General features: G+C 61.6%; 20 protein-coding genes and 2 pseudogenes. 13 read left to right on the top strand and 9 right to left on the bottom strand.

The window, feature by feature from the left end; genetic code table 11:
* Nucleotides 1–11: 11 nt before the first annotated feature.
* From FQ775_RS14665 to FQ775_RS14685, 5 genes are all read left to right on the top strand, one after another.
* Complete coding sequence (locus FQ775_RS14665) at nucleotides 12–410, top strand: CBS domain-containing protein (RefSeq protein ID WP_146300188.1); 399 nt, start codon at nucleotides 12–14, stop codon at nucleotides 408–410.
* Nucleotides 411–513: 103 nt separating this feature from the next.
* Nucleotides 514–1284, top strand: coding sequence for an SDR family oxidoreductase (locus FQ775_RS14670; protein WP_146300187.1), 771 nt, complete (start codon nucleotides 514–516; stop codon nucleotides 1282–1284).
* Nucleotides 1285–1396: 112 nt separating this feature from the next.
* Nucleotides 1397–1723: a universal stress protein gene (locus tag FQ775_RS24180; protein WP_146300186.1), complete on the top strand. Its 327-nt coding sequence runs from the start codon at nucleotides 1397–1399 to the stop codon at nucleotides 1721–1723.
* A complete protein-coding gene (locus FQ775_RS14680) occupies nucleotides 1690–2529 on the top strand; it encodes a universal stress protein (RefSeq protein WP_146300185.1) in 840 nt (279 codons plus the stop codon). The genes FQ775_RS24180 and FQ775_RS14680 overlap by 34 nt, the downstream gene beginning before the upstream one ends.
* Nucleotides 2530–2842: 313 nt before the next feature.
* On the top strand, nucleotides 2843–3661 hold the full coding sequence (locus FQ775_RS14685; protein ID WP_146300184.1) for a universal stress protein: 819 nt from the start codon (nucleotides 2843–2845) through the stop codon (nucleotides 3659–3661).
* A gap of 557 nt (nucleotides 3662–4218) precedes the next feature.
* Here the strand turns inward: FQ775_RS14685 and FQ775_RS14690 are convergent.
* Nucleotides 4219–5028 carry an SDR family NAD(P)-dependent oxidoreductase gene (locus FQ775_RS14690; RefSeq protein WP_167812989.1) on the bottom strand — a complete coding sequence of 270 codons (810 nt, stop codon included), beginning with the start codon at nucleotides 5026–5028 and terminating at the stop codon, nucleotides 4219–4221.
* A 37-nt stretch (nucleotides 5029–5065) separates the two neighbouring features.
* On the bottom strand, nucleotides 5066–5779 hold the full coding sequence (locus FQ775_RS14695) for a GntR family transcriptional regulator (protein ID WP_146300182.1): 714 nt from the start codon (nucleotides 5777–5779) through the stop codon (nucleotides 5066–5068).
* 86 nt (nucleotides 5780–5865) lie between these two features.
* Between FQ775_RS14695 and FQ775_RS14700 the strand changes: the two genes are divergently transcribed.
* From FQ775_RS14700 to FQ775_RS14715, 4 genes are all read left to right on the top strand, one after another.
* Nucleotides 5866–7011, top strand: coding sequence for a TRAP transporter substrate-binding protein (locus tag FQ775_RS14700; protein ID WP_246730139.1), 1146 nt, complete (start codon nucleotides 5866–5868; stop codon nucleotides 7009–7011).
* A 137-nt stretch (nucleotides 7012–7148) separates the two neighbouring features.
* Nucleotides 7149–7913, top strand: coding sequence for a TRAP transporter small permease subunit (locus FQ775_RS14705; protein WP_246730140.1), 765 nt, complete (start codon nucleotides 7149–7151; stop codon nucleotides 7911–7913).
* 4 nt (nucleotides 7914–7917) lie between these two features.
* Nucleotides 7918–9510 (top strand): TRAP transporter large permease, encoded by a 1593-nt coding sequence (locus FQ775_RS14710; protein WP_146300180.1) that lies wholly within the window; start codon nucleotides 7918–7920, stop codon nucleotides 9508–9510.
* Nucleotides 9511–9779: 269 nt separating this feature from the next.
* Nucleotides 9780–9953: a diguanylate cyclase gene (locus FQ775_RS14715; RefSeq protein ID WP_246730382.1), complete on the top strand. Its 174-nt coding sequence runs from the start codon at nucleotides 9780–9782 to the stop codon at nucleotides 9951–9953.
* A gap of 100 nt (nucleotides 9954–10053) precedes the next feature.
* Here the strand turns inward: FQ775_RS14715 and FQ775_RS14720 are convergent.
* Nucleotides 10054–10503, bottom strand: a pseudogene (locus FQ775_RS14720) (tyrosine-type recombinase/integrase); the annotation flags it as partial.
* Nucleotides 10504–10722: 219 nt separating this feature from the next.
* Here FQ775_RS14720 and FQ775_RS24000 point away from each other — a divergent pair.
* The 4 genes and pseudogenes from FQ775_RS24000 (at nucleotide 10723) to FQ775_RS24185 (ending at nucleotide 12939) form a co-directional block, all read left to right on the top strand.
* Complete coding sequence (locus FQ775_RS24000) at nucleotides 10723–10959, top strand: FAD-dependent oxidoreductase (RefSeq protein ID WP_246730141.1); 237 nt, start codon at nucleotides 10723–10725, stop codon at nucleotides 10957–10959.
* Nucleotides 10960–10974: 15 nt separating this feature from the next.
* Nucleotides 10975–11115, top strand: a pseudogene (locus tag FQ775_RS24005) (FAD-dependent oxidoreductase); the annotation flags it as partial.
* Nucleotides 11116–11642: 527 nt separating this feature from the next.
* A complete protein-coding gene (locus tag FQ775_RS14730) occupies nucleotides 11643–12338 on the top strand; it encodes an adenylate/guanylate cyclase domain-containing protein (protein WP_349291480.1) in 696 nt (231 codons plus the stop codon).
* Between the two features lie 142 nt (nucleotides 12339–12480).
* Nucleotides 12481–12939 (top strand): DUF6925 family protein, encoded by a 459-nt coding sequence (locus FQ775_RS24185; RefSeq protein ID WP_432420026.1) that lies wholly within the window; start codon nucleotides 12481–12483, stop codon nucleotides 12937–12939.
* On the opposite strand, the gene FQ775_RS14735 is transcribed toward FQ775_RS24185, so the two are convergent.
* From FQ775_RS14735 to FQ775_RS14760, 6 genes are all read right to left on the bottom strand, one after another.
* Nucleotides 12926–13696, bottom strand: a complete 771-nt coding sequence (locus FQ775_RS14735; RefSeq protein WP_146301715.1) for an exodeoxyribonuclease III — start codon at nucleotides 13694–13696, stop codon at nucleotides 12926–12928. The genes FQ775_RS24185 and FQ775_RS14735 overlap by 14 nt on opposite strands.
* An 11-nt stretch (nucleotides 13697–13707) precedes the next feature.
* Nucleotides 13708–14349 (bottom strand): alpha/beta hydrolase family protein, encoded by a 642-nt coding sequence (locus FQ775_RS14740; protein WP_146301716.1) that lies wholly within the window; start codon nucleotides 14347–14349, stop codon nucleotides 13708–13710.
* The gene (locus FQ775_RS14745) at nucleotides 14350–15441 is read right to left on the bottom strand and encodes a tetratricopeptide repeat protein (protein ID WP_146301717.1); all 1092 of its coding nucleotides are present in this window, start codon (nucleotides 15439–15441) and stop codon (nucleotides 14350–14352) included.
* A complete protein-coding gene (gene ku / locus FQ775_RS14750; RefSeq protein WP_146301718.1) occupies nucleotides 15438–16313 on the bottom strand; it encodes a non-homologous end joining protein Ku in 876 nt (291 codons plus the stop codon). Before ku ends, FQ775_RS14745 begins: the two co-directional genes overlap by 4 nt.
* A gap of 23 nt (nucleotides 16314–16336) precedes the next feature.
* Entirely contained in the window at nucleotides 16337–18790 is a 2454-nt protein-coding gene (gene ligD / locus FQ775_RS14755) for a DNA ligase D (RefSeq protein ID WP_146301719.1), read from the bottom strand.
* A gap of 64 nt (nucleotides 18791–18854) precedes the next feature.
* Nucleotides 18855–20027, bottom strand: coding sequence for an iron-containing alcohol dehydrogenase (locus FQ775_RS14760; protein ID WP_146301720.1), 1173 nt, complete (start codon nucleotides 20025–20027; stop codon nucleotides 18855–18857).
* Nucleotides 20028–20188 lie beyond the last annotated feature (161 nt).

The following is a 20188-nucleotide window of genomic DNA, read 5'->3' on the forward strand; positions in this document are numbered from 1 at the left end:
GATGCCGGATCATGACGCAGCGCCCTAAAATTCGCGACTACATGACAACCGATCTCATTTCGCTCTCGCCCGAGATGGAAGTCGTGCACGCCATGAGTTTACTCCTGAAAAACAAGATTTCGGGTGCGCCGGTGGTTGACCCGCAGGGGCAGTTGGTGGGGGTGCTGTCCAAGAAGGATTGCCTGAAGGCAGCGCTGAACGCGTCCTACTATCAGGAATTGGGCGGAGCGGTGCGCGACTACATGACCGGTACGGTCGAGACGCTCGACGAAGAACTCGACATCGTTGAAGCCGCGGAGCGCTTCCTCGACAGCCACTACCGGCGGTTTCCAGTACTTCGGGAGGGAGGGCTGGTCGGTCAAGTCAGCCGCGCAGACATACTGCGCGCGCTGGTCGAAAACTGGCGCTGAACGAGGCGCTCGAGGGGAGTCGGCCTATTTGACCTCAGTCAATGCAGGATCCAGGCATTGAAATAGGCTTTTGGAACAGCCCCTGCATTGAAGGATGCCAATCATGCCCATGGTAGCTGGAAAAGTCGCACTCGTGACGGGAGCCGGTGCTGGCATCGGCCGCGCGACCGCGCTCAAATTCGCGGCGGAAGGTGCCAAGGTCGTCGTCTCCGACGTGAACGTGGAAGGTGGGGAGGAAACCGTCGCGATGATCGGGAAGATCGGCGGCGAGGCAATTTTTGTCAGGGCCGACGTCTCGTCGTCAAAGGAGGTCGAGCACCTCATCATCAAGACGGTCGAAGCCTATGGTCGGCTGGATTGTGCCTGCAACAATGCCGGCGTCGAGGGCAAGATTGCCCCGCTGGCAGATCAGCCGGATGACAATTTCGACCTCATAATGGGCGTCAACGCGAAAGGTACATTTCTGTGCCTGAAGGCGGAAATCGCTCAGATGCTGAAGAATGGCGGTGGCGTGATCGTCAACCTAGCCTCGGTTGCTGGCCTCATAGGCTTCCCCGGCCTTTCACCTTACGTTGCATCAAAGCATGCTGTAAATGGTCTGACCAAGAATGCGGCGCTCGAATACGCCAAGCAAGGCATTCGTGTGAACTCCATTTGCCCTGGCGGCATCGATACGCGCATGCTGGACTCGCTGGCCGAGCAATCGACGGGCGGCGCGCAATCGACGCATGAGATGATGGACCCCTTGCATCCGATCGGGCGCATCGGCACCCCGGAGGAGGTGGCGGAGCTCATCGTATGGCTCTGTTCTCCCCGCGCGTCCTTCGTGACAGGAGCCAATATCCCGGTCGATGGTGGCTATGTCGCCCAGTAGCGCCGCGTAAGGGCGCTTCTGGTCTTCCATGCCCCTATGTTGCGCTTTGCGGCACCCACGACATCCGGCATGAGGAGATCACATCGAAGCGAAGCGCAGAACAGCGCGACAAATGCTTCTGGACTTCTTGGTTCCGGATTCCCAGTTGGCGCCACTGCTCCGCCACGACACGTTGCCGGTTCACAACGAAGTGGCCGAAGAGGTGGGTGCGGATCTTATCGTTGCCGGAATACGCAGCGAACAAGGCCTGGAGCGAATTCTCCTTGGGAGTACCGCGGAGCGAATACTTCGAGAATCGAAAATAGACGTTTTGACTGTGCCGCCCCCCGCTGGTCGCATGATCAACGTCCATATCAGGGCTACCGAAAAGGGCAGACAAACTCACACCGAAGAGGAACGAACAAGATGCCTCCGGCTCGCTTGGCATACATGCCGCTGACTACATATCCTGATATCGCGCCAGACGATTCTGTCGCAGTTGCCGTCACGCTTGCTGCCGCATTTGAATGCGAACTCCATGTGACATCTTTCGCCGTTGCCATCCCCCGCGTGTCGACACCGATCGGCGGATTGCTTGTCAACATTCCAGAATTGGTCCGAGCCGCAGAAGATGACAGCCGAGCGAGATGCCACCGCATTCAGGCATTCGTGCGTGACAACGCGACCGCCGCCTTGAACGTCCAGTGTTCGATGGAACAGTCAGAACCCAGTTCAACTGGCGACGACGCAGCCGAGGAGGCCAGGTACTTTGATCTCGTTTTGTTACCCTGGTCAAAAGACAGTTCCGCAATCCGCGAATTCGGACAGTCGGTCGTGTTCGGTGCTGGACGGCCGTCAATCTTGGTCCCTGCTGATGTCGACGAGACGCCCATCAAGCATGCCGCGGTCGCTTGGGATGGGAGTCGGGTTGCCGCGCGAGCAGTTGCGGATTTGGTTCCATTGTTGACCGACGATTGCCGCATCACAGTGCTGACAGTTCGAGACGACAAACCGCTGCCTGGACCAGACCTGGCCCAGAAACTTGCGGCGTCGCTTGGACGGCGTGGCTTTAGCGCGGAGGTTTGCACCGTCGATCGCGGCAATCGGACAATTTCTGAAGCATTGCAGGAGGATGCAATCAAAAACGGAGCTCGTCTGCTGGCCATGGGCGGTTTTGGCCATTCTCGTGTCCGCGACTTCATACTCGGCGGCGCAACAAGAGGCGTGTTCGCCGATTTGCGCTTGCCCGTACTTCTCTCGCACTGATCCCCGCTCATGGTCAGTACGCTGGTAGCTGCGGAAGCTGATGTGCGTCGCACAGACCGATCATGCTCGACACTCTCATCCACGCAAGAGGTATGGAATTCGTTGGCACGAGCCGGCACCGGCTATTCGACGCGATACGGTCCGCAATCCAGCAAATCGAGCCGCTCTTCAGGAGGTTCGACGCGTAACGCCTTTGCGGCAAACGTGGCAAGACTTCGTCGAGCGTGGGGTTTGGCTGGCTATCCTGACGGTGCCGGTGAACAACGATGATTCAAGCGGCTTGTAGAAAACCGGAACCGGAGGGAGACTCAGGATGAAGCAGATTCTTCTCGTTACCAATCTGAGCCCGAACTCACAGCACGCACTGGAGCGTGCGCTGCTAGTCGCCAAGATACACCGGGCAGCGCTGCACGTCTTGCACGTATCCGTCGTTGATGATGTATCTCTTTCCCGTCCTTTAGAGTTGCAGGTGCGGGAGGCCATCAATCGCCTCGAATCCGAACTGGAGGATGATTTCGGCGCCGGGTTTGCTCCGGCATCTACCAATGTAGCGACGGGGGATCCCGTGGAGGCGATCAGGGCCGCGGGAACATCGTACGGAGCGGAAATCATCATCGCCGGTCACAGCGAAAAATCCCCTTCCGATGGCTCCCTTGCCGGAACCGTTCTCGAGAGTCTGCTCATGACCTGCGGAATCCCACTGATCGTCGTAAAGTCGAGGCCGGCGCATCACTACGAAAAGGTTCTGGTCGGATTGGATCCATCGCCAACGTCGATACACGCGTTGGCAGTCGCCCTGCAGGTCGCGCCAACGGCCGATTTCGTCATTGCCCATGCGTGCGAAAATCAGGCCGATACCGTCACCTATGACCGCATCAATACAATAGTACAGGGTTGCTTGGAGCGCCTCGCGAAAGCTGTCGGGTTGCACGAGGGTGCCGTCGATATTCGCATCGAAAACGGTTCGGTCCGACAAGTTCTCGGGAGGCACGTCAGCCGTTTCGGTCCGCAGTTGGTTGCGTTCGGAAGGCACCGCCGGGGTCCAACCGCTAGCCCCTACCTTGGCAGCGGAGCGCGTTCCATTCTGGAAAGCCTCGATGCCGATATGCTGGTAACACCACCTTGGGACTGATGGCGCGTCAAATGCAACCATGCCATTGCCATTGCCATCGCCACGGCGACGAGAAGGGCACAAGTACGTCAATCCGCACCTCGAAGGAATGTCAGCTTTCCGGCGGCGACCAGTCTGAACGGCAACAATGGGGGCGCGAAGCGGATCGGTTGACTTGGGGCCGTTTCCGGACCGTCAGATCCTAGGGCGATCGCTGCCGTTCGGCAGCCGACACCGTTTCGGTCGCTCACGGATAAATGCCGGGCGCAAGGAACCGGTAACAGAAGCTGCGAATCCGATTGTAGATCGAGGCCATCTCGCCCAGTTCGTCGGCCTCCTACCGTGCCAGCGTCCATTGGAAAACGGATGGTCCATCGTCGAACGACCGCTTGCCGGCACCTGGAATCTCGGGGCAACTCAGGAGGCAAGGTCTGTCAAGTATGTCGGCCGCTAGGAATCCGGCCACCCGATTCGATAGAGGTCTCCGCTGACATGCCCCTCAATGCCTTGGTCGGTCCCATGAGCAAGAGGTGCTCGCTCACTCTTCGTCCGCACCAACTGCCCACTCTGCAGCATACCTAATCGGGCAACCTTACTTCGAATCCGCCGTCGATCGGCCAGTTGATGCCGGCCGAAATGCCACCATCCACGCGGATGGTCTGACCTGTCAGAAACCCTGAGGCCGGCGACGCGAGAAAGATCGCGGTGCCGGTGAGGTCATCGACCGTACCCATACGGCAGAGAGGTGTGATTGTCCGGTTCCACGCTAGAAGGTTGGGGTCGGACCACAGCTTTTCGGTCAGGTCTGTCAGGATGAACCCCGGCGCCAAACCGTTCACGCGAACGCCATGCCTGCCCCACTCCAGCGCCAGCACGCGGGTCATGCTGGACACGCCGGACTTCGCCATCCCGTAGGGCGCGACCTGTGCCAGCGACCCGTAGGTGGACAGGCTGTCGATATTGATCTGGCTGCCTGAGCCTTGCGCGATCATATGCCTGCCAACCGCCTGGGCCATGAAAAACGCACCGCGCAGATTGGTGTTCATAATCCGATCGTAGTCGTCTGGCGTGTAGTCCACGGCGGGCATGCGTTTGTTGATACCGGCACAATTGATCAGCGTATCAATGCGGCCATACTCAGCAACGACCGTTTCGACGCATGCCTGGATTGCGCCGGTATCGGCGACATCGCAAGTCCGATGGCCCATCGGGTTGGGGTGCTGCGCAACCGCAGCGCAGGCAGCCAGAAGCGCATCTTCGTCCCGACCCGTGATGACCACTTTGGCGCCCAACTCCGCAAAGGCTCTGGCAATCGCCAGTCCTATCCCCCGGCTGCTGCCGGAAACGAGGGTCACCGTGTCGGAAACATCGAACTGGTTGGTTGCCATCTGTCTATTCCTGCGCGGTGCTTGAATGACTGGACGGTCAGCCATCGGCCAGTTGCCGTTTCTTCTCTCCGTCGGGGTCGGAGACGTCGCCGGCCTCCTCTTTTTCGAAGACGCCCCTGATGTTGTCGATCGCCCGCCGCAAATGTTCCTTCATCTTGGTGGAAACGAACGCCTTGTCACGGCGGCGCAACCCTTCGACGATCAGCCCGTGATCAACCATGGCTCGCTCGCGGGCGGCCTGCCGCCGGGCAGACAGGAACCGCGCACGCCACAGCCTGTCGCGGTACTGCTTGTGGGTCTTGACCAGCGAAAGGTTCTTCGTCGACGCGACGATCGCTTCATGAAAGCTCATGTCGATCTGAAAGAACTCGATCGGATCTGGGTCTTCGAATGCGGTCAGCATGGTCGTATGCAATGACTCGATCTCGTCGATTTCGCTTTCTGTCGCTTCGTCGCAGGCGCATTCACCAGCCAGGGCTTCGAGTGCGGACTGGACTAGGAGAAGATGCGTCACCTCGACAAATGAAGGCTTGGCCACGATTGGGCTCTTCGCCGGCGCCATCTCAACAAGGCCTTCGGCCTCGAGGACTAGCAGCGCCTCGCGCAGCGGTGTCCTGCTGACACCAAGAGCTGCCGATGTTTCCCGTTCAGGAATGTTTTCGCCCGGCTTCAGATGGCCCAGCAGTATCTGCTGGCGCAGGACTTCCGCGATCTGTTCGCCGAGGCTCTGGCGCGGAATGGTTGGCAGCATTCTCGGTTCCTTCCTGCTCGATCTCACGGCGCGCGCTCCCAACCCTCGCCTGATTCCGGCGCTCGCGCTACTGTAGCAGATGCGCTTTGTTATTTGGTATACCAAACTTGACTTTCTGGTATATTCGCTATTGTGTTTTAGCGTCGCCGCTTCTGTTCGCCAGTGCCTCTGGAGAACGAATACGTCGCGGTCAATTTGCGTATCTGGGAGGAAAAATCATGAAAGTTCTGAAACTTGCGGCCGGCACCGCCGCCGCCGCGCTGCTGGCGTCGAGCGCCTATGCCGCTGACTTCAACCTGCGCATGCAGACGCACTACGCGCCCGAGACCGCATCGGGCAAACTGGCTCAGCAGTTCATCGACAATGTCGAGGCCATGTCCGGCGGCCGCATCGACATCGAGATGTTCTGGTCGTCAGCGGTGGTTGCAACCGTTGAGGGATTCGACGCTGCCGCCACCGGCATCCTCGACGGCGAGATGCACGGCGGCGCCTACCAGACGGGCAAGAACCCCGCATTCCAGTTCGTCGGCGATCCGATGGGCGGCTACGACACGCCTTGGGAGCTTTACAGCTTCTTCTATTTCGGCGGTGGTCAGGAAGCGGCGAACGAACTTTACGAAGCACACAACATGCACCTGGTCGGCTGGTGGACAGGCGGGCAGGAATCCATGTCTTCGTCCAAGCCGATCCGCGGCCCGGAAGATCTGAAGGACTGGAAGTTCCGTTCTCCGCCCGGCCTCGAAACCGAGATCTTCGCCGAACTGGGCGCTTCCCCCATCGTCATGGATTTCACCGAGGTCTTCACCGCTCTTGAGACCGGCATCATTGATGGCGCGGACGCTTCGAGCCTCGTCAACAATGTCGGGCTCGGCCTCTATGACGTGGTCGATCACGCGACCTATCCCGGTTTCCATTCCATGCCGATCGACCATGTGACCTTCAATCTGGATGTCTGGAACAGCTTCCCGGACGATATCAAGGCGATATTGGAGGTCGCGACGCAGGCACTGGCTTTCCAGACGGCGATGACGATCAACATCGCGAACGAGGAAGCCGCTGCTGCCTTGAAGGCGAAAGGCGTGAAACTCTACGACTGGTCGCCTGAAGACCGCGCGGAGTTCCGCGCTGGAGCGCAGCGCGCATGGGACGGGTGGGCCTCAAAGACGCCTGAAGCCAAGGCGCTGGTCGATTCTCACCGGGCGTTCCTGCGCCGCATCGGCAAGATCGACTAGGCGCGCGATCTCTTGAACATCCAGGATATGGCGGGCCTGAAAGGGCTCGCCATACCGTCAATGACGCTGTTGGAACGCGCGGTGCAGCAATGGCCGAGAGGGCTGAAAGTGTGTGGTTGGGGCCGGTTCGAAAACCGATGCGTGTCGTCATGCTGGCGAGCACCGCCGGCGTCGGACTGCTCGCAATCTGGCTGATAGCTGGCCGCCTGTTTTTCGGTTCCGGTATAGGCCTTAAGCAATTTCTGTCGCCCGCCGACACGCCATCCGTGTTGTTGACCATGATCTTCGGTGCCGTGGCCTTGTTTTCGGCGAGTGTCTATTTTGCCGACAGGCGTGGTCCGATCGAACCGCAGCCTGCCGGCTTTTTTGACTTTGTCAGTCTGGTCTTCTCGCGGCTGGCGATGATCGCCACCGCAGCCTGCGTGATCGTCATGTTCTATGAGGTCGTGTCACGATATTTGTTCGTGAAACCCACGCTTTGGGCGAACGAGCTGTCGCTCTGGATCGCCGGCTTCATCTTCCTCTTCGCTGGCCTTTACGCCATGCAGCAGCGGAGCCACATCCGCATCTACATCATCTACGACCTGATGCCACGGTGGATGCAGAAGCTGTCCGACATCGTGTCGGTGCTGCTGATCTGGGTGTTCGCGTTCCTGCTCGTTTGGGGCGGCTACAACGAAGCGGTCGACAAGTTCCTTCGCTGGGAAACATTCGGAACGGCGTGGGACCCCCCGTTACCCGCTACCATCAAACCGGCAATCCTGATCATGGTCGTACTGGTGGCCATCCAGGCCCTCTCCAACCTGATCGCCGACTGGGACAAGGCGCCCGAACACCATTCGCCACTCGATGAGATCGACGAGAGCGAGATCGAGCAAATGCGCCAGAGCATCAAGGACTAGTCGGATGGATATCGGAACTCTGTCGCTCGTCCTTCTGCTCGCCCTTTTCGTGCTTCTGGCGATGGGCATGCCTCTCGGCTTTGCTTCGGCCGCGCTGGCGTGCGCGGTTCTGGTGATGAAGTTCGGACCGGACCTCCTGTTTCGCGACTTCGGCAGAGGGCCGTTCGCGGTTCTCGGCCAGGCGGTCTACAGACAGATGACCAACTATGTCCTGATATCGGTTCCCTTGTTCATCTTCATGGCCGCGTTGCTGGAGCGAAGCGGCATCGCCCGCGACATGTACTCGTCTCTCAACGTCTGGATGAGCCGGACACGCGGCGGGATCGCAATCGTGACCTCAATCATGGCCGTCATCATGGCTGCGATGTCCGGCATTATCGGTGGCGAAGTAGTGCTGTTGGGCCTTATCGCGCTGCCGCAGATGCTGCGGCTGGGCTACAACCAGAACCTGGCGATTGGCACGATCTGCGCCAGCGGCTCGCTTGGCACCATGATACCGCCCTCGATCGTTCTGATCTTCTTCGGCCTGGTAACCGAAACGTCGATTAAGGCGCTTTTTACGGCATCGTTTCTGCCCGGCTTCATGCTGGCATCGTTCTTCATTATCTACATCGTCATCCGCACCCGGCTGCACCCGGAGCAGGCGCCGTTGCCCGAGCCCGATCCGAACGACCCTCAGGGTTCGGAGAAGCTGCTGCTCTTTTCCGGCTTTCTAAGCGTTATGATCGCCGGCGTGATCGGGCTGCTGCTCGTCCGTGTGCTGGTACTCACCGCGGCTGGCGCCAATGTCATCGAGGAAGGCGAGGACCCCATGCGCTTCGGCATGGTATCCGACCTGCCGTACCTTATCGGCACCCTTGCCGCCGTGGCGCTGTACGGCCAGTTCGTCATCGGCCGCGACCGGGTCCGCAGGGGATGGGAGTTGGGAAAAGGTCTGGCCGCGCCGCTGATCGTCATCGGCGTCGTGCTCGGATCCATCTATGGCGGCATCACCGGGATTACCGAGGCAGCGGCAATGGGCGTCGTTGCCGTGTTTCTGATCTCCGTGGTGCGCGGCGAAATGAGCTTCGATGTCGTTTGGACCTCGCTCATGCGAACCATGAAGGCCACCGGAACGATTATCTGGGTGACGGTGGGTGCAACCGCGCTGGCGGCTGCATACACGCTCGCCGGCGGCCCGACCTACGTCGCAAATCTCATCGTCGGCGCCGATCTGCCAACCATGGGCGTCATACTGGTCATGATGGTGATATTCCTGATTATGGGAATGTTCATGGACTGGGTCGGCATCGTGCTCCTGATCATGCCGGTGTTCATGCCGATCGTGAGGGCGTTGCCGGTGGAAGAGTTGGGTTTCCTGGGCGAGCTGGACCCCGCCTATGTCGCCATATGGTTCGGTGTCGTCTTCACCATGAACATGCAGGTCAGCTTCCTCTCGCCGCCATTCGGACCAGCGGCTTTTTACCTCAAATCCGTCGCTCCGCCGCATATCTCGCTGACCGACATCTTCAGGGGCTTCCTGCCTTTCATAGGCATCCAGTTGCTGGCGCTTCTGGTGCTGTTGATGTGGCCGGGTCTTGTTGCCGTCTTTCTCTGACAAATGATCACAGAGGCCGATCGGGAGCGCCAACCACAAAGTGATCAAGCCGTAAGGGATCGGGATGGCTGTACCACTTACCGGCCGACCTCGCACCGACCGATCTGTGTAATCAACCAATCGTTGGCATCCGCGCCGACCAAGGTGTCGAGAATGATGTCCATGACCAAGCAGTTGGCTGCCAAGAAAAGCTCATGGAGTTCAAGCTGAAAAGTCTGGCGGTAACGGACAAACTCACCGGGCTGAAGCGCGACGAAACCCCAGCCAGCATGCTCATCATCGACCTCGACCACTTCAAGACCATCAACGACAAATATGGTCATGCGGTAGGCGATGAAGCCCTGTGCCATGCCCAGCGAGCGGTTCAAACGGGCCATACGTCGCGGCGACCTGATGGCGCGGATCGGCCATCGAATTTGCATCAGTTCGACCGGCCGCTTTGAGGCGAAGGCAAAGTTCGCCTGTACGTCCGGGACCGGGCGCGCTTTGCTGCTGTCCCCGACATACGCGGCCCGCTCGGCACGAAGCCGCGCACGTCAAATTTCAGTGGTGCTCTGCCAATTCCAGAGCATCCTCGATGTCTACCCCCAGATACCTCACTGTGTTCTCGATCTTTGTATGGCCCGAGCAAGTTCTGGATCGCACGAAGATTGCCAGTAGCCTTGTAGATCATTGCCGCCTTCGTGCGACGTAGTGAGTGCGTGCCGTAGTCTTCGCGGCGCAGCCCAATCGCAGAGACCCACTCATCGACCAGTCTTGCGTACTGGCGGGTGCTAATATGATCGGCGTGATCGACCCGGCTGGGAAAGGCGAGGTCATCGATCGTGCCGCCTCTTCGTTCAAGCCACGCGAGCAAACTTGCCCTTACGTCAGCCGTAATCTCGAACTGGACAGGACGCCCAGCTTTCTACTGGACGACCATTTCCGCACCTCCTGGCCTGTTACGAGAGTGCCGATCTTGATCTTCACCAGATCGCAGCCTCGAAGCTTGCTGGCGGAGATCGCGCGGAGCTACCGGGCAACGATCGTCGAGGACGACGTCTATCGCCCGCTTCTTGCCGATCCACAGCCGAGCTTTGCCGAGAATCACCCGGACATCACCGTCTACATCACCAGCCTGTCGAAATGTGTCGCACCGGGAATCCGCCTCGGCGTGGTTTCGGCACCGCGGTTGCGCATTCGCGCCAGTTGGCTGCGCAGGATCGTCTCCCGTTGGACACCGAGCGCGGCTACCACATCGAATATGACATGGACGCCGCGCCAATCAGACGGGTCGTGTGTTCGGTTTCTCGCGGGTTCTACGCAGTACCAATGCACGGGCGCATGCGGATGGCGGGCACGGTCGAGCTTGGGAGCCTCAAGCTGCCACCCGATCCGAACCGCCACAAGATGCTCGAGCGCGGCGCGCGTTCCCTGTTCCCGAACATTGGGTCACCGGACCGGACCTAGTTCGGCTTCCGCCCCTCCATGCCAGACTCAATCCCGGTTGTCAGACCATCGCAAAAAGGCAGTGATATCATATTGGCCTTCGGCCACGGCCATCTTGGATTGACGCTTGCCCCCGCGACTGCCCGAATCGTGTCGAGCCTCGTCACGGCAAACTGACCGACTCAACGGGCTGATTTCTGCTCTTGAAACATCCGTGCCCTCGACCTTCGCGCTCCATGCTACGGAATGTGTGCTTCGAAGCTCTGTCGATCTTGAACTTAATGTCCAGAGTGGGGGCGCGAAGCGGATCGGTTGACTTGGGGGCCGGCCTCGGACTGTCCGTCATCGGCTGGGCTTTGCAACAAGCTGCCATTCAGCACCCGTGATGACCAAGAAACTCCTTGCCGACAACTGTCTGCCGCAACCCGCGTAGGAAACGACAGCAGATGCTGAGCACTCCCGTGAAAGTAAATGTTGCGGGTCTCAGTGCACCGATAGCGAAAGTCACTTGACCGGCTAGCGCTTCGCTAAATGATGCCGCAACGTTTTTGACAAGACGCGGAGCGATGGGGCCTGACGTCGCGCGAAACATCTGCTCCTCGCCTGTGCATGTCTCGGCCATGCCGCTGCCCTTCGGTAAATGGCGTCTGGCAACGGCTATCCCGCGTTCCGCCTTTACGGCTGAGATAGACCGAAGCACGCGTGTGGTCTTTGCGACGGTGATTGCGCTGTCGCTGACCGCCGCCGCAAGCGCCGCGGTCTTCGCCAACTTGCTCTTCTCGCGCCCCGTCGCGGTGCTTGTTGAAGAGTTGCGCAAGGTCGAGCGGTTCGCGTTCGAGCGTATCCGACATCGCCCGACATTTCTTGCCGAACTGAACGACCTCTCGCTGGCGCTGCGCAACATGGCCGCCGGCCTTTCGGCGTTCTCGCGCTATATGCCGCTCGACATCGTCCGCCCGCTCGTCGACGGGGGCCTAGAGCCGAGACCCGGAGGAACCTGGCGTGAGGTCACCGTCATGTTCGCCGACCTTCCGGGCTTCACCGAACTTGCGCAGCGGCTGGGTCCCGACGTCGAGCCCTATCTGACCCAGTTCCTGACCATCGCCACCGAGGCTGTCCACCGCGAGGGCGGGATCGTGGACAAGTTCATCGGCGACGCGGTGATGGCGATCTGGAACGCGCCCGGCGAGGTTCCCGACCACGCCCTGCGCGCCTGCCGGGCTGCCGTGGCGATACGCGACCGGCTGCCCCGGCCCGAAGGCGACGGTGCGCCGCGGGTCAGGATCGGTATCCACACGGGGGTGGCGCTGATCGGCAACATCGGTTCGGCCGAGCGACTGAGCTATACGGCCATCGGCGACACGGTCAATCTGGCCAGCCGGCTGGTCGCGACGGGCTAGCGGGGCGAGATAACTCCTTTCGGGCCGAGTACAAATCTCCCGGCAATCCCGTTGATAGGACCAAATCGCTGCGCCACGGCATCGCCCGGCTTTCCAGGGCCCCATACGGTGGAGATGAAAATGACGTCGCGCGGGCAACGGCTTGCGGCGACATCATCCAGCATGGCTTCATTTCGAGCACCGCGTCAGCCGCTCGACGATGCCGCTCGGTTCGCTGCACCCCGGCAGCCCAGTGATTGGTGCGATGGGAGAAGATCGTGATTTCGACGCTGAGCTTTTCGAGAGTTTCCAGCGGCTCCTCGACACCTACGGGCATCCCGAGGCGGTCGCGGAGAAGAAGCGCGCGGCTACCGCACTTACAGCCGGCAACGATCCCCTGGGCGTCGCCTTGCCGTCCTGCATTGCGCCAGGAGAAGCGACGCGCCGAACACTTCGGCGACATGCAACGTGCCCGGCGCGTCAGCTTGTGGATAGCGCGTTTCGAACCCAGCGGCGGCACAGACGACACCGAGGACGAGGCCCCAGGTCATTGAGGAGCCTACGGGCTGGCTGGTGCCGCGCGGTGAGCGGTAATCATCACACGCCGTCTATTCCAGCCTGATCCACGCTGGCGCGTGGTCACTCGCGCCATCCCTGCTGCGTATGTGACGGTCTATCCCCGCCTCGACCAGCCGCGTGCCGGCCTGTGGGCTCAAGAGCAAATGATCCAGACGCAGGCCGGCATTGCGTGGCCATCGGTTGCGCTTGTAGTCCCAGAACGTATAGACGGTCTCGTCTGGGAACGCTTCGCGGATGGCATCGGTCCAGCCGAGCTCCAGAAGCCGCTGAAACGCCTTGCGGCATTGCGGCTGCACCAGTGCGTTGTCGTCATAGGAGCGCGTCTCGTAGATATCGCGGGGCTCCGGGACGATGTTGTAGTCCCCGGCCAGCACTACGGGCACGTCGGCTGCCATCAGTTCCGCCGCATGCGCGAGCAGCCGGTCGTTCCAGGCAAGTTTATAGTCGAACTTCGGGCCCGGCTGCGGATTGCCGTTAGGCGCGTAGATCGACGTCACCAGAACGCCGTTCACGGCCGCTTCGAGATAGCGTGCCTGCCGGTCACCGCCATCACCGGGAAGCTCCAACTGGGTCGGGACCGGTACCGTGCCGCGCGCCAGGATAGCAACGCCATTCCATGCCGTTTGTCCGCGCCACACCGCGCCGTATCCCGCCCTTTCGATCGCCGCCCCCGGAAACTTCGTATCAGTGGCCTTTAGCTCCTGCAGACTGACGACGTCCGGCTCCGCCTCCGCCAGCCAGTCCAGCAGGTTCTTCAAGCGCTTGTTGATGCCGTTGATGTTGAAGGTCGCGATCTTCATGACCGCCGCAGTCAGTGCGACAACCGGGCCGCGAACGCCGCCACTGCACCGGCCATCGTCTTCAGATGGTCGGCCACTGACAAACCCGAAACCTTCTTGCGCGGCTTCAGATCGTGGTCGCCATCCTCCAGCCACAGCACCTCGATGCCGTCCGAAAGGCGGTATCCTGCAACCTCTCCGGGCACGCCGAACGGATCGCGCGTGCCCTGGCAGATCAGCGTCGGCGTCTTCAATTCGGCGAGATGTTTCGTCCTCAGTTGTTCCGGCTTTCCGGGTGGGTGAAACGGATAGCCGATGCAGAGGAGGCCGTTGATCGCCCCGCGCTCGAACAGTCCGTCGGCGACCATGCTCGCCACCCTGGCGCCCATCGACTTGCCGCCAATGATCAGTGGGCCGGCGATGCCGAGTTCACGCACGGCGTCCTCATATTCGACCGTCAACCTGTCGGCGCGCGGTGGCGGCTTGCGCGCATCATCCGTGCGGCGTGCCGCCATGTAGGAGAATTCGAACCGCGCGACGCGCAGCCCGACCTCGGCGAAAGCTGCGGCGGTGGCGTTTAGGACCGCCGAATCCATCGGCGCACCGGCCCCATGCGCCAAGAGAACGGTCGTGTCTGCATCCGCCGGCCCGTCGATAAGAAAACGTGTAGCCATTCAGCTGGCGTTCCGGCGTGAGAGCTCCAGATCGACATATTGCAGCCCCCTGGCTGCGTTGCGCGCCCACTCCGACCCGGAATCGAGCTCAAGATAGCGCGACCACAGCCGCCGTGCCTCGGGCAATTCACCTTCCTCGAAAGCGATCGTCGCCAGGTTGTAGACCGCGTCGGCATAGCTACCGTCGATAGCTACTGCCCTTTCGAGATGCTTGCGGGCCGCAACAATCTGTCCGTGTGCCTTGCAGAGCGCCGCCAGGTTGAACCACGCTTCGACGAAGCCCGGATCAAGCTTCAGCGCCAGCAGGAAGGAACGGCGCGCCTCCTCCGTGTTGCCGGTTTCGACCAGGCAGTTGGCCCGGTTGAACGCGGCGTCGGCATCTTTCGGATCAATCGCCAGACAGCGCTGATACAGCGTCGCCGCTTCCTCGAAGCGGTCCTCGGCCTCGGCTTCCTCCGCCCGCTCGAACAGCGCGTCGAGCTCGTCGTCTTCGCCTGGATCGATGGGAAGGAGCATCTGACCATCGAGTTCGCTGAGCTGTTCGCCGAGGCGCGCATAGATTGCTTCGCCGCCCTCCGTTTCCAGCGACAGCGCGGTCAGCGAGGTCACGCCGCCCTGCGAGCGGTGGATCGACCGGACGATCGCACCCCAACTGGCGCCGCCGGCGATCAGCCCGGCATATTTCTTCGACAGGATCAGGTCGCGAAACGAGAAGGGCTCGTCGTCGTGTTCGAATGCGTCGAACAGGGCCAGAAGCTCGAAATCGCGCTCGGCAAGCCGCGACTGTTCGATCAGCGCCGCACGCGTCATCGCAGGTGCCGCCGGGGCCTCGCGCAATCCGAGAAGCCTCAGGAATCCGTTTTCGCTTAAGAGAGAGCGGCCGCCCTCGCGCAGGGTCTTGATGCGCACCTCGATGTCGCCATCGCTGGCGCGCGCCAGAAGCTTGCGTCCGACGACCACATGAGTTGTACGCCGGCTGATCCCGCTTCGCAGGCGCCCGTTGCGCCGGGAGACTTCCCGCGCGGCCAGCCGCCGCGGGAAGGCGGCCAATGCGCCGACGATGCCTAAGGAATATCCGGTAAGCGGCGTCACGCCTTCTTCCGGGCGGGTTTCTTGGCCGTCGACTTCGTCGCTGCCTTGCCGGCGGATTTCGACGCGGCTTCGCCCTTGGATTTGCTCTTGGCCGGCGGCTTCTGCTGCGACAGGCTCGCCTTCAAGGCATCCATCAGATTGACCACGTTGCCGCGCTCCGGCGCGGCCGCCACGATCGGCTTGTGGCCCTTCAGCTTCTCCTTGATCATGTCCATCAGCGCGATCTCGTAGCGATCCTCATAGTCCTTGGGATCGAACTCCGTCGACCGCTGCTCGATCAGCTGCTCGGCCAGAGCCAGCATTTCCTTGTCGGGTTCGCCGACGGGGATGTTGCCGAAATATTCGGCAGTTCCCCGCACCTCGTTGGGATTGCGCAGCGTGCACACGAACATGCCGGTCTCGCGCGGTGAGATGGTGATGACGCGCTCGCGGCTCGACAACACCAGCCGCGCGATCGCCAGCTTTCCGGACTTCCTGAGCGCCTCGCGCAACACGACGAAGGTCTCTTCCGCCATGGCCCCGTCTGGCGCCAGATAATAGGGCGTGTCGAGATAGATCGTGTCGACCGACTCCTCATCGACGAACGCTTCGATATTCATCGTGTGGTTGGACTCGATCTTTACCGCATCGAGATCGGACGGCTCGATAATGACGTACTGGTTGTCCTCATATTCATAGCCCTTCACGAGATCGCTGCGCTCAACGAGGCCAAGTTCCGGGTCCACCGGCTTCATGTTGATCCGGTTATGCGTGTCCTTGTGGAGCTGGTTGAAGGTGATGCGGTCTTTGGAGCTTGTCGCCGGGTAGAGCCGCACCGGGCAGCTCACAAGGCTCAGTTTCAGATAACCCTTCCAACTGGCTCTTGGCGCCATGACCGTCTCCTACGCAAACGCGACTACGCCCCAGCATTCGACGGGGGCGGCATTTCCCGGGCGAAATCCGAGATATCGGCCCAAGGATCGCCTGAACTGGTTAACAACCCCGGAAGCGAAGAATAGTTCAAATCCTCTGGGGCGTCGATGGATTCCAGATCGCTCCAAGAGAGCGGTGTGGAGGCCGGCAGGTTGGTTCTCGCCCGAAGCGAGTAGGGCGCCACGGCCGTCGCGCCGCGCGCGTTGCGGTGAAAGTCGACGAAGATGCGATTGCGGCGCTTGTCCTTCGCCATATTGGTCGTGAAGGTGTCAGGGGCAGTCGCCGCGATCGCAGCCGCGATGCCACCGGAGCGCTGATGCAGCTGCTTCCAGCTGAGCTTCGCCTTCACCGGCACCGTGATGTGCAGGCCCTTGCCGCCCGACGTCTTGACGAAGGGCGCAAGCCCCATCGCCTCCAGTTCGCCCTTGATGTGGACCGCGGCTTCGACCATCTCGCGCCATTCCACGCCCTCGCCTGGATCCAGGTCGAAGACCATGCGGTCGGCCTTCTCCAGTCGCTTGGCCGTCGTGCCCCAGATATGGAACTCGACTACGCCGAACTGCGCCAACGCCAGATAACCCTTCACTCCTTCGACGGACAGGTAGGACTTGGTCTCACCGTCCGAATTGGTCGACTGGAATGTCGCCACTGAACTCGGCATGCCGGAGAAGGCGTGGCGCTGAAAAAAGCAGTCTTGCGGCTTGCCGGTCGGGCAGCGCACCAGCGACACCGGCCGGCCGAGGATATGCGGCAGCATGAAGTCGCCGACAAGTGCGTAATAGACCGCGATATCGAGCTTGGTCGGGCCCGACTTGCCAAAAAGGCGCCGGGTCGGGTTGGTGACCCAGATCGAGGCAAGGTCGGCGTCGGTGATCAGCCTCTCGCGCGGCTCGGCTTTCGTCCCGGAAAGCTCGGCCTCGCGCAACCCCTTGTAGACGGCGTGGCGCAGCATGTTGTCGGCGGTGCGGTTGGCGTAGTGGATATGCGCGGTCAGCACCGGCCGCACCGCGATTACATCCTTCGGAGCTCCGTCAAGGTTCGCGGCGCCGTCGCTCAGCGGTTCCAGCCTGTTCAGGAGATCGGCGAGCGCGGCCGCATCGAAGCCGGAGCCGACCTTGCCACGATATTGCAGTTCGCCATTTTCCCATTCGCCGAGTGCCAGTGCCGCAAGGCCCTCGGCGGCTTCCGACACGGTGTAGCCGGCAATCACGAAATCACCCGACTGCAGCGCCTTCACCTTCAGCCAGGAGCGGGTGCGCTCTTCCCGGTAGGGTGCCCGCGCATCCTTGGAGATGATGCCTTCCAGCCCGAGCTCAGATGCCTGATCGAAGAGGGCCGCGCCGTCGCCGGCGACATGGTCGCTGAACTGGATCGGCGATCGAGCCGAAACCTGCCCGGCGAGCAGGCGTGACAGCAAATCCTTGCGCTTGACGAGCGATACCTTGCGCAGGTCCCAGCCGTCGAGGTGGATCAGGTCGAAGGCATAGAAGACGAGCCTGTTGCCGGCGCCGTCGGAAAGCGCCTGCTGCAGCAGGGAAAAGCGGCTGACGCCCCTGTCGTCGAGCGCCACGATCTCGCCGTCGATGACAGCCTCCTTGCAGGGCAGGCCGGCAAAGGCCTGCCCGACGTCGCCGTAGCGTTTGGTCCAGTCGAGCCCCTTGCGGGTCATGAGCCGGGCCTTGCCCTCGTCGACGAGGGCGATCGTACGGTAGCCGTCGAACTTGATCTCGTGCAGCCAGTCCTTGTCCGACGGTGGCCGCTCGGCGGGCGTCGCCAACTGCGGAGAGACTCGTTCCGGCATGGCGGATCGGACGGCACCCGACAGCCGCCCCGGCACGAGCTTGGGCGGCTTCGCCGGCAATCGTTCCGGCGCCACCAGGTCTTCGATGCGGCGTCCGCTTTTGACGCTCTCCGGCCGTGCCTCGATAATGTCCAACTCGCGGTCGGCGGCCCGGTCGCGCTCCTTGAAAAGCAGCCAGTTCTTCTTGGCCCCCTCGCCCGGCTTGGGCTTCAGCCGGGTCAGCATCCAGCCGCCATTGAGCTTTGCCCCGGCAAGACGGAACTTGAAGGCGCCGGCGGCGAGGCTTTTCTCCGCATCATCCATCGGCGCCCAGACGCCGGTGTCCCAGACGATCATCGGACCGCCGCCATACTCGCCCTCGGGGATGACCCCCTCGAAATCGATATATTCGAGCGGGTGGTCTTCGGTCTCGACCGCCAGTCGCTTGTCATCAGGGTTGAGCGATGGCCCTTTCGGCACCGCCCAGCTTTTCAGCACGCCATCAAGTTCAAGACGAAGATCATAATGGTCCGCGCTGGCCGAATGCTTGTGCATGACGAAGCGGTTGCCGGAGGCAGCGGTCTCCTGGCCTTCCGGCTCGCCGGTTCTGGAAAAATCGCGCTTGCGCTGATAGTCGCCGAGCTTCTGTGTCGCCATCGCCGCAGTATCGACAGCCGGCCTTCACTGGCAAGAGCATGGGGGACCGGTGGTGAAATTGCAGTCACAGGGTGCCCGAAACTGCGTCCTCCAGCAGCGAACGCGCCAATTCCCTGGTGAGCTTGACCGGGTTGCCGCCGGCGGTCGGGTCGACGATCGCCATCTCGGCGATCAGGTCCTTGCGCGCCTCGTTCATGTCGAGCCCCTGGATCAGCCCACCGAGCGCATGCGGGATCTTGAGCTCTTGCCGAAGCGCTAGGATTCTCGTCGCGAAACCGTCGAAGCCTCCTGCGATGCCGCAATAGGCGGCAAGTCGCTCGATACGATCTGCGATTGCGTTCCGGTTCGCCGCAAGGACGTAAGGCATGAACACCGCGTTGGTCATGCCGTGATGGGTGTCGTAGAGCGCGCCGATCGGGTGCGACAGCGAATGGATCGCGCCGAGCCCCTTCTGGAAAGCGGTGGCGCCCATCGCCGCCGCCGACATCATGCTGGCCCGTGCTCCAATATCCTTGCCGTCGGCAAACGCTTTCGGCAGGTTCTCCAGCACCAGCCGCACGCCCTCGGCGGCGATGCCGTCGGCCATCGGGTGATAGCCCGGGGCGCAATAGGCCTCAAGACAATGGGCGAGCGCGTCCATGCCGGTGCCCGCCGTGATGAAGGGCGGCATCCCGACCGTCAGTTCCGGATCAGCGATGACCACCGCCGGCAGCATCTTCGGGTGGAAGATCACCTTCTTGGTGTGGGTCGCCTCGTTGGTGAGCACGCCGGCGCGCCCGACCTCGGAGCCGGTGCCTGCCGTTGTCGGTACCGCGACGATCGGCGCGATCGCCGTCGCGTCGGCGCGCGTCCACCAGTCGCCGATATCCTCGAAATCCCAGACCGGCCGCGTCTGCCGGGCCTGAAAGGCGATCAGCTTGCCGAGATCGAGCGCGGAACCGCCGCCGAAGGCGATGACGCCGTCATGTCCGCCCTTGCGAAACATGTCGACGCCGGAGGCCAGGTTCGATTCCACCGGGTTCGGCTTCACCTCGGCAAAAACGCCATGCGCAATGCCGGCCTTGTCGAGGATCGCCAACGTGTCGGCGACCACCGGCAGCTTCGCCAATCCCGGATCGGTGACGAAAAGCGGCTTGCCGATCCCGGCTATGGCGAGCGCATCTGGCAACTCGGCGATGCGGCCGCAGCCGAAGCGGACGGCGGTGGGAATGCTCCAGTTAGCGGTCGGCGTGGTCATGATCGAGATTCCGATTGCGGGACGCCCCCTCACCCGATTTGCTTTCGCAAACCACCCTCTCCCCATCGGGAGAGGAGGACGTCAGCGTTGAGGCCGCCCCTTCCCTGCAGCGGGAAGACGATGCCCCGAAGGTCCGGACGAGGGGGTTCGGTCCTCATCCG

Source organism: Nitratireductor mangrovi (assembly GCF_007922615.2).
In the GTDB taxonomy this organism is placed as follows: domain Bacteria; phylum Pseudomonadota; class Alphaproteobacteria; order Rhizobiales; family Rhizobiaceae; genus Mangrovimarina; species Mangrovimarina mangrovi.